The organism is Paraburkholderia fungorum (genome assembly GCF_046027215.1).
Lineage (GTDB): Bacteria > Pseudomonadota > Gammaproteobacteria > Burkholderiales > Burkholderiaceae > Paraburkholderia > Paraburkholderia fungorum_D.
Genome location: NZ_JAQQEN010000002.1, coordinates 490,967 through 503,060, shown reverse-complemented (window position 1 = coordinate 503,060; position 12,094 = coordinate 490,967). Strand labels below are relative to the sequence as shown.

At 62.5% G+C, this 12,094-nt stretch carries 10 protein-coding genes and 1 pseudogene; 5 read left to right on the top strand and 6 right to left on the bottom strand.

What is annotated here, in order from left to right:
* Window positions 1-859 precede the first annotated feature (859 nt).
* Both PQR27_RS22950 and PQR27_RS22945 read left to right on the top strand, forming a co-directional pair.
* On the top strand, window positions 860-1,663 hold the full coding sequence (locus PQR27_RS22950; RefSeq protein WP_408525938.1) for a DUF72 domain-containing protein: 804 nt from the start codon (window positions 860-862) through the stop codon (window positions 1,661-1,663).
* A 141-nt stretch (window positions 1,664-1,804) separates the two neighbouring features.
* Window positions 1,805-2,923, top strand: a complete 1,119-nt coding sequence (locus PQR27_RS22945; protein WP_408525937.1) for a 3-deoxy-7-phosphoheptulonate synthase — start codon at window positions 1,805-1,807, stop codon at window positions 2,921-2,923.
* A gap of 220 nt (window positions 2,924-3,143) precedes the next feature.
* Here PQR27_RS22945 and PQR27_RS22940 read toward each other — a convergent pair whose 3' ends face one another.
* From PQR27_RS22940 to PQR27_RS22925, 4 genes are all read right to left on the bottom strand, one after another.
* On the bottom strand, window positions 3,144-3,422 hold the full coding sequence (locus tag PQR27_RS22940) for an HU family DNA-binding protein (RefSeq protein WP_408525936.1): 279 nt from the start codon (window positions 3,420-3,422) through the stop codon (window positions 3,144-3,146).
* A gap of 607 nt (window positions 3,423-4,029) precedes the next feature.
* Window positions 4,030-5,451, bottom strand: coding sequence for a purine-cytosine permease family protein (locus PQR27_RS22935; protein ID WP_408525935.1), 1,422 nt, complete (start codon window positions 5,449-5,451; stop codon window positions 4,030-4,032).
* 153 nt (window positions 5,452-5,604) lie between these two features.
* Window positions 5,605-6,744: an acyl-CoA dehydrogenase family protein gene (locus PQR27_RS22930; RefSeq protein WP_408525934.1), complete on the bottom strand. Its 1,140-nt coding sequence runs from the start codon at window positions 6,742-6,744 to the stop codon at window positions 5,605-5,607.
* Window positions 6,737-7,414, bottom strand: coding sequence for a CoA transferase (locus PQR27_RS22925; protein ID WP_408525933.1), 678 nt, complete (start codon window positions 7,412-7,414; stop codon window positions 6,737-6,739). Before PQR27_RS22925 ends, PQR27_RS22930 begins: the two co-directional genes overlap by 8 nt.
* Before the next feature lie 40 nt (window positions 7,415-7,454).
* Between PQR27_RS22925 and PQR27_RS22920 the strand changes: the two are divergent.
* A pseudogene (locus tag PQR27_RS22920) lies at window positions 7,455-7,925 on the top strand (LysR substrate-binding domain-containing protein); the annotation flags it as partial.
* Here the strand turns inward: PQR27_RS22920 and PQR27_RS22915 are convergent.
* Window positions 7,922-8,650 (bottom strand): DUF899 domain-containing protein, encoded by a 729-nt coding sequence (locus PQR27_RS22915; RefSeq protein ID WP_408525932.1) that lies wholly within the window; start codon window positions 8,648-8,650, stop codon window positions 7,922-7,924. The pseudogene PQR27_RS22920 and the gene PQR27_RS22915 sit on opposite strands and share 4 nt — an antisense overlap.
* A 299-nt stretch (window positions 8,651-8,949) precedes the next feature.
* On the opposite strand from PQR27_RS22915, the gene PQR27_RS22910 reads away from it, so the two are divergent.
* The gene (locus PQR27_RS22910; RefSeq protein ID WP_408525931.1) at window positions 8,950-9,888 is read left to right on the top strand and encodes a LysR substrate-binding domain-containing protein; all 939 of its coding nucleotides are present in this window, start codon (window positions 8,950-8,952) and stop codon (window positions 9,886-9,888) included.
* 109 nt (window positions 9,889-9,997) lie between these two features.
* Window positions 9,998-11,248, top strand: coding sequence for an MFS transporter (locus PQR27_RS22905; protein ID WP_408525930.1), 1,251 nt, complete (start codon window positions 9,998-10,000; stop codon window positions 11,246-11,248).
* Between the two features lie 66 nt (window positions 11,249-11,314).
* Here the strand turns inward: PQR27_RS22905 and PQR27_RS22900 are convergent, their stop codons facing one another.
* A complete protein-coding gene (locus PQR27_RS22900; protein WP_408525929.1) occupies window positions 11,315-11,920 on the bottom strand; it encodes a peroxidase-related enzyme in 606 nt (201 codons plus the stop codon).
* Window positions 11,921-12,094: the final 174 nt, after the last annotated feature.

The following is a 12,094-nucleotide window of genomic DNA, read 5'->3' as shown; positions in this document are numbered from 1 at the left end:
TTTGAAGCGGGTTTTTGGTTGCAGGCGTGGAGGATAACCCATAGGGCGGGTGGGTTGCCTTCGGCAGGCAGAGATTGCAGATTTTGTGCCCAAAAATAGGGGTTTTGCCTGCGGCGGTGGGGTTTCCTCGTTCTGGCCGCTTGGGCCTTTCCTTGTTTTGTAATTGGTCTATTAGCGTCGCCCCTGTGCGGGGCAGGCACCTACTTTTCTTTGCCGCCGCAAAGAAAAGTAGGCAAAAGAAAGCGGCTCACACCGCTAATTTTTAAGCGGGTCCCCTGGCTTGGAGGGGCTGGTGGTGCGATAAACGGATCACACCTCGGTCCATAAGCGCCAGTGACACAGCCGTCATCCGCTCCCACTCCGCACTGCGTGCGTCGCGGTTGGGTCCACCAAGGAAACCGGGTGCTTCGTTTGTGCGTAGCGGGGGCCATCGGCTTCGCCTCGGCGAGGCGCCGAAACATACCAATTGGTTTTGTGAAGTACCGCCCCGGCGCGCGCAGCGCCGCCGGAAGCATGACGGCCTGGTCACTCAGGCCAGAAGGTGCGCAGGCCCAATCTCTACGGAGCCACGATCCCCTCCAAGCCAGGGGACCCACTTAAGAATTGGCGGTGTGAGCCGCTTTCTTTTGCCTACTTTTCTTTGCGGCCGGCAAAGAAAAGTAGGTGCCCCCCGCACAGGGGCAACGCTAATAAACCAATAGCAAAAGAAACACCAAACGCCGTAGGCAAACAGCAGGGACGACGCTAATAAACCAATTAGAATGCAAGGAAAGGCCAACGCCGCAGGCACAAGGAAATGCCGCCGCCAAAGGCAAAAAAAAAAAGCCAACCCCAGAGAACAGAGGAAAAAGGACACCAAATGCCAAAATCAAAACCACAACCCATCAAAATCGGCATAGGCGGCTGGACCTATGCCCCATGGCGGGGTGTCTTCTATCCATCGGACCTGACCCAATCCCGCGAACTGGAATACGCGAGCCAACACCTGACATCGATAGAAATCAACGGCACTTTCTACGGCTTGCAAAAGCCGTCAAGCTATGAAAAGTGGTATCAGGAAACTCCGGAAGATTTTGTCTTCTCCCTGAAAGCCCCCCGCTATGCCACCAACAGAAAAATTCTGGCCGACGCCAACGAAACCATCGAGCGCTTCTTCGCCAGTGGCGTACTGTTGCTAAAACAAAAACTAGGCCCGATTAACTGGCAATTCGCAGCCACCAAAAAATTCGACCCCGAAGACTTTGAGGCTTTCCTGAAACTGCTGCCGCCAAGCATCGAAGGTCAAAAGCTGAAACACGCTATCGAAGTCCGCAATGAAACCTTCCAAACGCCAGAATTCATCGCGCTAGCAAGAAAATACAAAGTCGCCATCGTGCTCGCCGGCGACAGCGACTATCCGCAAATCGCGGACATCACGGCGCCATTCGTCTACGCCCGCATCATGGGCACCACCGACAAACAGGCCAAAGGCTACTCGACCAAAGCACTCGACAGCTGGGCCGAGCGCGCCCGCCAGCTCGCCGCCGGCATCACGCCCGACGATCTGGAAACATCGGCGGCCGCGCCCGCAAAAGCCGCGGCGCGCGAGGTCTACCTCTATGTCATCAGCGGCTTCAAGGAACGCAATCCGGCAGCGGCCATGGCGCTGATCAAACGGCTCTGACAACCCCCATACCGGCAACGCCCCGCCGAGTGTCATAATCCCGGCAGCTAATCAACACTCAGCGAAACTCAGCAACATTCGACAACAATCAGCCAATCAGGCCGTAAGGCCATCTCAACACCCAAGGTCCGGGAGAACATTTTGAGCGCCATCGACAATCCTCTGCACGACCAGGAAGTGGGCTCGGCCGACGCCACCCAGGACACCACGCGTATCGACGACGTTCGTATCGGCGCAGTCCGTCCGCTGATTTCCCCCGCCCTGCTGCAGGACGAGTTGCCCGTGCCGGCATCGGTGCAAACACTCGTCGAAAAAACCCGCGTGGAAATCGCCGATATCCTGCATGGCCGTGACGACCGGCTCGTGATGATCGTCGGCCCCTGCTCCATTCACGATCACGATCAGGCAATCGAATACGCACGCAAACTCAAGGTCGCGGCCGACACCTATAAGAACGATCTGCTGATCGTGATGCGGGTCTACTTCGAAAAGCCGCGTACAACGGTCGGCTGGAAAGGCTATATCAACGACCCGCGCCTCGACGGCAGCTTCCGCATCAATGAAGGCCTGCGGCTGGCAAGACAGCTGCTGCTCGAGATCAACGGCCTCGGCTTGCCCACCGCGACCGAATTTCTCGACCTGCTCAGTCCGCAGTACATCGCCGACCTGATCGCGTGGGGCGCGATCGGCGCACGCACGACGGAAAGTCAGAGCCATCGGCAACTGGCTTCCGGACTGAGCTGCCCGATCGGCTTCAAGAACGGCACGGACGGCGGCGTGCAAATCGCGGCGGACGCGATCGTCGCGGCGCGTGCAAGTCACGCGTTCATGGGCATGACGAAAATGGGCATGGCGGCGATCTTCGAAACGCGCGGCAATGACGACGCCCACGTGATCCTGCGCGGCGGCAAGAAAGGGCCGAATTACGACAGCACGTCGGTCGAAGCCACCTGCGCGGCGCTCAAATTAGCGGGTCTGCGCGAGCAGGTCATGATCGACTGTTCGCACGCGAACTCGGGCAAGTCGCACTTGCGTCAGCTGGATGTGGTGCAGGATCTGGCACAGCAACTCTCGCAGCGCGAGCGCCGCATCATCGGCGTTATGCTCGAAAGTCATCTGGAAGAAGGCCGTCAGGACCTGAAAGCCGGTGTGCCGCTGCGCTACGGCGTCTCGATCACGGATGCCTGCGTGAGCTGGGCGCAAACCGAACCGGTGCTCGACACGCTTGCCGAAGCGACCCGCAAACGACGCGCGGGTTGATCTCGCTATCGCGGCCTGCACGGCTTCGCGCGGCAACCGGGCGCGAGCGTGCACGACACAAAAACAGAAGCCAGCCAGCACGGCATAAGCATCGCACGCGCCGCGCCAACCGTCGATTTGTCACCTCATCGCGGTTGGGCTGCGCGTTTTGACTCACGCCTGTTGCATCGCTCGCCGCGCCGGATGGCGGCAGCCGATGTCCAGCGTGAGGCGCATTACATTACGACGCGTTGACGGCTTCCTTGAACGCCTTGCCGGCGTTGAACTTCACCGTTTTCGCGGCCGGGATCTGGATCTCGACACCCGTCGACGGATTGCGGCCCACGCGTGCTGCGCGTGCGCCGGTCGAGAAAGAACCGAAACCGACCAGTTGCACCATTTCGCCGCGTACCACTGCTGCGGTTACCGCGTCGACGATAGCGTCGATGGTTTGGCCGGTGGCCGCTTTGCTTTCGCCCGTCGCTGCGGCGACTTTATCAATCAGTTCCTGTTTGTTCATAGCACATCCCGTATGGTAATCATGGAACCGGCGCCACATCTGTTGCGCCGGGATCGACACACTAACGCATTGGCGCGCATTCACGCAAACCTTGGGTGTAAGCCTTGTATCAGCCGCCCCACGGCAATTTGACGTTTTTTTGCCGCAAACTGCGCGCGCTTACACGTTCCCATGCTTTTCAGGCGCGCGCAGCGTATCACAATCCGTTGCAATTTCAGCGATTTAGCGTGAAGAAAGCCGGTGCGTCGGGGCCTTTTTCATTATGTTATGGTGAATCGCAAAGATTCGACATTCTCATGGCCGCGCCTTCAGCGATAACCAACCGGCAGGTTAAAACAATAAAATATTGCCCGAATACAACAGGGGTCTTGCCGGCCGTGTCATGTTATGCGGCCCCGCCAGGCGGCGCTGGCGCCGGAATTTTGCCGCCTGGGAGGCAGTTTCCCCATCCAAAGACTATTCATCTTCGCCTATTCATTCGGCAGAAATGACGCAATATTTTGTCGTCCCGGGCGTATTTACCGCTCTTTAAACACGCATTCACTCCCCTCAAGCCGCTCGAAATCCCACTCGCGTTGCCGGCCTCCCAGCCCACCACATGGTCCGCTCAATCCGCGCCGGCCGGCAGGATCATGCGTTCCGGGACCTCGACTCCCTTCAGCCGCGCGGCCACGTAATACACGAGCGCCGGCGCAATCAGCCCGACGATCCACGAAATATCGACGCCGCCCAGCGCATCCACCAGCGCGCCGGTATAGAAACCCGTCGCGATGAATGGCATCTGGATCAGCACGCCAAAGGCATAGACCGCGATCCCCGTCATATTCCAGCGACCATAGCGGCCATCCGGATCGAACAGCGCCGGCACGTCGTAACGTTCCCGGGTCACGAAGTAATAGTCGACCAGATTGATCGCGCTCCATGGCGTGAAGAACGCCAGCAGGAACAGCAGGAACGCGGAGAATTCCTTCAGAAACGCATGATGACCGGCGAGCGCCAGGCCGGTCGAGGCACAGACCATCAGGAAAATGAAACCGAGGCGTGTGCGATTTGAAATCGACCGTTGTCCGCCAAAGCCGGTCATGATGGTGGCCACCGACATCACACTGCCGTACGCATTGAGCGTGGTGATCGTGAGCTTGCCCAGCGCGATCGTGAAGTACAGCACCGCGGCGAGCATGCCACTGGCGCCCAGCCCGACAATGAACGACACCTCGTGCCCCGCGAAGCGATTACCCGCGAGCGCCGCGGCAAACACCCCGAACACCATCGACACCTGCGCGCCCAGCACGGAGCCGAGGCCAACCGCCCAGAACGTCTTCAATGCCGGGGTAGAACCCGGCAGATAGCGGGAATAGTCGGCGACGTAAGGCCCATATGCGATCTGCCACGATGCCGACAGCGACACGGCCAGCAGGAAGGCTCCGAGCGTGAAGTGGCGATTGGCCAGCAGCACGCCGATATCGTGCCCGTGCAGCAGACTCGCGAACAGATAGAGGAACGCCAGCACGCCGACGATGCTCGACATGCGCCCCATCGCGTGAATGGTGCGATAGCCGAGCGCGGTCAGCACGACGATCAGCAATGCGAAGATGACGATAGCCGTGGTGTTGTCGACGTGCAGCAACTGGCCGATCGCCTGTCCGGCCAGCACGGTGCCACCGGCGGAGAAGCCGACATACATCACACAGACGAGCGCCAGTGGAATGATCGCGCCGTACACGCCGAACTGCACGCGGCTCGAAATCATCTGCGGCAGGCCGAGTTGCGGACCTTGTGCGCCATGCAGCGCCATCACCGCGCCGCCGATGATCTGCCCTGCCAGCAGACCGATCAGCGACCAGAACACGTCACCGCCGAGCACCACCGCAAGCGCGCCGGTAACGACCGCGGTGACCTGCAGGTTCGCGCCGAACCACAACGTAAATTGACTGATAAGGCTGCCGTGCCGCTCTGCTTCGGGGATGTAATCGATCGAGCGCCGCTCGATCAGCGAAGGCGCTGTCGCGCGCGGGATGGTTGTTGCCATGCGAATCTCCTGACATGTCGCTACGCTGCCTTGCGGCAGCAATGAGAATGCGGGTGGCTGACGATCGAGCCTGCTTCCCGCAATCGCTCCACCTGCTCAGCCGCGATTTCATCGAACGGATGCTTCGTCATCTTCACGTTTGCGATAGCCCGATCAGGCCAGCATCATCCGCGCGATCACCGTGCGCTGGATTTCCGACGATCCTTCGTAGATACGCAAAATTCTCGCGTCGCGCACCAGGCGCTCGAGCGGCATCTCGCGCGTGAAGCCATAGCCGCCGTGAATCTGCAACGCGGTATCGGTGACAAAGCCGACCGTTTCCGACGCATACAGCTTCGCCATCGACGCGTAATCGGTGAAGGGCTCGCCCGCCGCGCGCCGCACGGCCGCCTGCAAGGTCAGAAGCCAGGCGGCTTCGAGCCGCGTCTTCATGTCGGCAAACATCCATTGCAGACCCTGTTTGCGCGAGAGCGGTTCGCCGCCCACCTGGCGCTGTCTGGCCCAATCGACGGCACTCGCGAGCGCCGCTTCCGCAATGCCGAGGCTCGTTGCGGCCACATCCAGGCGGCTGTTGTCGAGCACCTTCATCGCGGTGCGAAAGCCGGTGCCTTCTGCGCCAAGCCGGTTCGCGGCCGGCACGCAGCAGTCGAGAGCGATCTCGTGTGCCGGCGCGCCGCGAATGCCCATCAGCTTTTCCGCCGGCGCCACATCCACGCCGGCGCTGTGCCGGTCGACCACGAACGCGCTGATGCCGCGCGCGCCCGCTTCGGGATCGGTCTTCGCATAGACGACGATGAAGTCGGCCGCATCCGCGTTCGAGATGAAGTGCTTCACGCCGCGAATCCGGTAACCATCGCCTTCGGGCGTTGCACGGGTCGCCATGTCGGCGGGATTGGAGCCGGCGCGCGGCTCGGTCAGCGCGAACGCGCCGAGTCTGGTGCCGGCGGCTGCCTCAGGCAGATAGCGGTCGCGCAGACTGTCGTCACCGCCGATCAGGATCGAATCCGTGGCGAGATAGTGCGCGCCGATCATCGACGAAGTGGCCGCACAGGCCTTCGCGATTTCCGCGAGCGACAGGATGATCGCCACCGGCGATGCGCCGATACCCCCCCAGCGCTCCGGCAGATTCATGCCCATCACACCCAGCTCGGCGAGTTCGCTGACATAACGCGTGGTAGGGATTTCGTCGCGGTCCACTTCGGCCGCGCGTGGCGCCAACTCGCTTTGCGCGAAGCGCGCGATCGCGTCGGCGAATTCCAGGTCGTTCGGTTCGACGCCCAGTCGTTTAAGCATGATCGGCTTCCTTATGGAGTGCTTCAGAATGGGCAATCGGCGCACCGTGCGCGGCCTCGCGGCCGAGTGCGCCTTGCCGGCAAAGTTCTGCGATCTGGGCGGCGTCGAGACCGAGTCCTTGCAGAATCTCGGTACTGTGCTCGCCCAATTGCGGCGCGGCGCTCACACGGTTCGCGTCATACCCGGAAAATTTCACCGGCTGCGAAGGCAAACGCAGTGCCGGGCCTTCGTGGCCGGTGCGGCCGATGCGGCGCGGCACTTCGGTGAGCAAGGCCCGATGCGTGGCCTGTTCGCTTTCGAGCGCTTGCTGCAGATTGCGGATCGGCGCGACCGGAATGCCTGCTTCGCCGAGAATCCGGTTCACTTCCGCTACCGGCCGGCGCGATGACCACGCTTCGATACAGACGCGCAAATCCGTTTCGTGCTGACAACGCGAGGCGTCGCTCGCATAGCGGGGATCGCTGGCAAGCTGCGGCTCGCCGATCGCATGGGCAAAGGTGCTGAACAGCTTGTTGTTGAGCACCGCGACCACGTAGAAACCGTCTTGCGCGCGATACGCGCCGAACGGTGCCGACGAAGGGTGGCGATTGCCCACGCGCTGCGGCGCAATGCCCGTTGCGGCGAAGCGGGCCACCAGCGTCGCGCAGAGGCTCAGGGTGGCGTCGAACATCGAGACGTCGACATGCGTCCCCTTGCCGGTCTTCTCACGCGAAATCGAACTCGAGCCGCTCGCGTCATTGCGGCCGTACGGCCTCGTGCCGGCCGATTCGAAGCTGGCCAGAACCCGCGGCGGCATTTCGCTGTACGAGCTGGCCAAAGAGCCGCTCATCCTGATCGATCTGCCGCACAGCCGCGAATTTCTGATGGCGCCGTTCTGGCAGTGCGGGCTCGCGCCGGAAGTGCGTTACCGGGCGACGTCGATCGAACTGGTGCGCAGCATGGTCGCCAACGGTCTGGGCGTCTCGTTGCTGATCACGCAAAGTCCGGCGGCTGCGGTCACCGCGGCGGTTGCCGAGCGGCCGATCCGCGAGGAGACCATCCGGCAGCCGCTGGTCATCGCTCGCTCCACGCGTGCTTCGCGCACACGGGCGTCGGAACTGGTCGCCGAATGCATCCGCGAGGCGGTGCGTGAAGCGACCGCCGCGCGCGCCGGACGCGGCCGCGCGCCGAAATCCCGCTAACGCGGCGCAGTCTCGTACTCCAGCTGCGGATACCAGTCGCTGCCGCGACCGCCGGGCGTCATGTCGAGTATGGTCCAGATCGGCATTACGTCGGGCGCGCCGCGCGGGTCCTGACCGGGGTCCGCCGTCGACGGCCCCATCTCCTCGGCCCAGAAATGCCGCACCGTACCGCCGGTGCGTGTGAAGACGTTGAAAGCGGGGTGATCGTCGCCGTCAGGATCTTCGGCTGCGTAATCGCGGTTAAAGGTGTTGCCGCCCGACGAATAAATGCGCAGATGCCGCCAGCCCCGCTCTTTCTTGAACGCGACCAGTTTCTCGATTGGCGCGCGGCCGATCACGGCAAAGGCCACACGTTGCAGGATGTCGGGCATTTCGCCGTCGTACGCGCTCAGCAGCGACGTGCACATCGGACAGGCCCGCGCGCGCTTCGGGCCGAACATCCAGTTGTAGGTGACCAGGGTGTCGTGCGCGCCGAACATCTCGGACAGCGTCACCGGGCCCGCTTCGCCCTCGAAGCGGTAGTCCTGCGGCACGAGGCCGCCCGGCGGCAGCGCGCGGCGCTGCGCGGCGACGCGTTCGATGTGACGGCGCAACTCGATTTCCTCGGCGAGCAGGTCGTTGCGGGCGCGACGATATTCAGCGCTCTCGCCCGGAAACCGGCTGGGAGACTCGGCCAGCAAGCGGGCCGGCTTGAGTGTTTGTGCGGATGGGTCGGTGTCAGTCATCAGCAAGCTCCTTCGTGATAAAGGACAAATGGCAGGATGAAAGCGCACGGACGCGGCGAGCGCCTGTTTGCCCTCCTTACCAACACGACGAACGGCGCGCCGGCGAATCGACATCCCGGCGACGGCATCGTCGAATTCTTTTCAATGGCCTGTGGCGGTGTTCACGCCGAGCCGCGTGATCGCCGAGACCCCGTTGCAAGGTATGCTTTCCTTAAAGTTGCAACAAGCAGAGCAACAAGCGCGCCGGCGCGCCTGTTGCACCGACAAGGCGCCCGCCGCGCCGCCTCTGGGGATTTGCCATGCCGCTTCGTCTGCCGCCTTTGCCCGCGCTTCGCTTCTTCGAGGCCGCCGGCAGGCATCAGAGTTTCAAGCTCGCCGCCGCCGAACTGAGCGTCACGCCGAGCGCGATCAGTCACGGCATTGTCGGGCTGGAGCAGGCGCTCGGCGTGGAACTATTTGTACGTGAGCCGCGCGGCATTTCGCTTACCGCGACGGGCGCCGATTATCTGTCATACGTATCCGAGGCGTTTTCACTGATCGCCATCGGCACGCAGCGTCTGCCGAATCACCGCGCGAACCGGCCGATCGCGCTGAGTTGCGCGCCCACGCTGGCCTCGCGCTGGCTGCTGCCGCGCCTGCAGGGCTTCCGTGCGCGCTGGCCGAACGCGAACGTGACGGTCGATACATCGCACCGCCAGGTCGGTTTTCCCGTCGACGGCTTCGATTTCGCGATCCGCATGAGCCGCGCTCCGGTTGCCGGTGCCGCCTGGACGCGGCTGTTCGGCGAACAACTGATGCCGGTGTGCAGCCCCGCCTATCGCGACAGTTTGTGCGACGAACACGGCAACTTCGATCTGCGTCACGCGACGCTGATTCACGTGAACGCCGCGAGCGAAGACTGGCAGGCGTGGTTCGACGCGACCGGCATCGACGGCATCGACCTGACGGACGGGTTGCGCGTGGACACCATCCAGCTTGCCTTCGAAGCTGCCAGCATGGGGCTCGGCGTCGCGCTCGGCCGACGACCGCTAGTGGATCGCGACCTCGACAGCGGCGCACTGATTCAGGCCTGCCCGCAAACGATCGCCGCCACCACGGCCTACTGGCTGGTGAGCGCGGAGAACGCGGAGCATCGCCCGGAACTGTTCGAGTTCAAACGCTGGCTGCTTGGCGAAGCCGAACACGTCGACCCACCCTCTACCGCCGCCGACGCGAACCCGCGTAGCGCGAGCCGCTGATCCGCCGCGTCGAACCGGACAGGTGAGCGGTGCTCACCTGTCGTCAAAATCTTATCCTTTGCCGCGTCTGACGCTCGCTGCCACCATCGTGGGCAAGGAGATCAGAACCATGTCCACCGCCAACAGCAAACGCTTTGCCCCTGCCTTCAACCAGACGACGCTCGTCATCCTTGCCGGCGCGCTGATTCTGAGTGCCGCGATGGGTATCCGGCAGACCTTCGGTCTTTTCATCGGGCCATTTTCATTCGACCGCGGCCTGCCCGTCACGCTGATCGCCTTCGCGATTGCGCTGCACAACCTCGTATGGGGCTTTGCGCAACCCTTCGCGGGCGCCGCCGCCGACCGCTACGGCTCGGCGCCGGTGGTCGCGTTCGGCGCGACCACCTTCGCGGCCGGCCTGGGCGTGGCGGCCGTGGCGCCGTCCGGCGCGATGCTGATTGTCGGCATGGGGCTGCTGGTTGGCATTGGCGTGAGTTGCACGACGTTCGGCGTGGTGTTGCCCGCGGTCGGCCGGATTGCGTCGCCGGAAAAACGCAGCATGGCGATGGGTCTGGTCAGCGCCGGCGGCTCCGCCGGGCAAGTGCTGATGATTCCGCTCGTGCAAGGCATTCGCCTTAGCTCGGGAATCGCGACCTCGCTCTTCGTGCTGGCCTTCCTGATGCTGCTGATCGCGCCGCTCGGCATGGTGCTCGACCGCCGCGCGACGGTCGGTGCAGTTGTTCAGACGCCGCCTGCCACGTCGCTGCGCACGGTACTGGCGCAGGCTGCCCGGCATCGCGGATATCGGCTGCTGACGCTTGGCTTTTTTACTTGCGGTTTCCAGCTCGCCTTCATCGCCACCCATCTGCCCGAATATCTGTCGCTGTGCCACATGCCCGTTGGTTTGGGCGCCACGGCGCTCGCGCTGATCGGCCTGTTCAACATGGTGGGCAGTTGGGGATGCGGCTGGCTAGGCGGGCGGTTTCGCCAGCATCATGTGCTCGGCTGGCTTTACCTCGTGCGTAGCGTGACGATCGGCGCGTTCTTCCTGCTGCCGAAAACCGCCGCTTCGGTCGTGATCTTCGCAGCCGTGATGGGGCTCACCTGGCTCGGCACGGTGCCGCTGACGAGCGGACTGGTGGCGAAGGTATTCGGCACACGTCACCTTGGCAGCCTGTTCGGCCTCTGCTTTCTGAGCCACCAGATCGGCTCATTCCTTGGCGCATGGCTGGGCGGCCTGGTGTTCGACCTGACCGGCTCCTATTCGCTGCTATGGGAAGCGACGGTCGTGGCCGGTCTCGCCGCCGCGATGCTGCACTTCCCGATCGATGACACGGCCGTGAGCACGCCGATGCTGCGGCCCGGAGCGGCAAGCGCCTGAGCACGCCACGGCGTGCATTGCCGTGCCCAGGTGCTTGCGATCCGAGCATGGCGGTAAGTGTCGGCGCTATTTTTTCGGAGCGTCGGCTATGGCTTTCGGCACGCGTCCCATCAGATAGAACTCGTCGTTCGGCCGCATGGAGATGACGTTCGCCATCCGGTTCGACAAACCGAAGAACGCGGTAATGGCGGCGATGTCCCAGACGTCTTCGTCGGAAAAGCCGTGCTCGCGCAGCGTTTGAAAATCGGTATCGTCGACGCTGCCCGATGCGCGGCAGACCTTCAACGCGAAGTCGAGCATTGCCGTCTGACGCGCGGTGATATCCGCCTTGCGATGATTCACGGCCAACTGGTCCGCGAGCAATGGCGCCTTTTCGTAAATGCGCAGAATCGCGCCGTGTGCGATGACGCAATAGAGGCACGCGTTTACCGCGCTGGTGGCGACTACGATCATCTCGCGTTCGGCTTTGGTTAGGCCACCTTCTTTGAGCATCAGCGCATCGTGATAGGCAAAAAAGGCGCGGAATTCATCCGGACGATGCGCTAGCGTAAGGAATACGTTGGGGACAAAGCCGGCTTTTTCCTGCACTTCGAGGATGCGGGCGCGGATGTCGGTTGGCCATTCGGCCGGATCGGGGACTGGGTAGCGGCTGATTGGTTGAAGGTTTGGCATCTGGCGTCTCCATTGTGCTGTCTGGCGATTGTAGCAATCGGACTGCTAAGTGGCGGTACATTGTTCCGTATGCCTACGGCGTTGGCCTTTCCTTGCTTTCCTATTGGTTTATTAGCGTTCCCCCTGTGCGGGGGGCACCTACTTTTCTTTGCCGGCCGCAAAGAAAAGTAGGCA

Bases quoted from the DNA above. Each gene is read 5' to 3' on its own strand.
- PQR27_RS22940 (WP_408525936.1), bottom strand. From the start codon at position 3,422: ATGAACAAACAGGAACTGATTGATAAAGTCGCCGCAGCGACGGGCGAA.
- PQR27_RS22915 (WP_408525932.1), bottom strand. From the start codon at position 8,650: ATGACTGACACCGACCCATCCGCACAAACACTCAAGCCGGCCCGCTTG.
- PQR27_RS22910 (WP_408525931.1), top strand. From the start codon at position 8,950: ATGCCGCTTCGTCTGCCGCCTTTGCCCGCGCTTCGCTTCTTCGAGGCC.
- PQR27_RS22925 (WP_408525933.1), bottom strand. From the start codon at position 7,414: ATGTTCGACGCCACCCTGAGCCTCTGCGCGACGCTGGTGGCCCGCTTC.
- PQR27_RS22900 (WP_408525929.1), bottom strand. From the start codon at position 11,920: ATGCCAAACCTTCAACCAATCAGCCGCTACCCAGTCCCCGATCCGGCC.
- PQR27_RS22930 (WP_408525934.1), bottom strand. From the start codon at position 6,744: ATGCTTAAACGACTGGGCGTCGAACCGAACGACCTGGAATTCGCCGAC.
- PQR27_RS22905 (WP_408525930.1), top strand. From the start codon at position 9,998: ATGTCCACCGCCAACAGCAAACGCTTTGCCCCTGCCTTCAACCAGACG.
- PQR27_RS22935 (WP_408525935.1), bottom strand. From the start codon at position 5,451: ATGGCAACAACCATCCCGCGCGCGACAGCGCCTTCGCTGATCGAGCGG.
- PQR27_RS22950 (WP_408525938.1), top strand. From the start codon at position 860: ATGCCAAAATCAAAACCACAACCCATCAAAATCGGCATAGGCGGCTGG.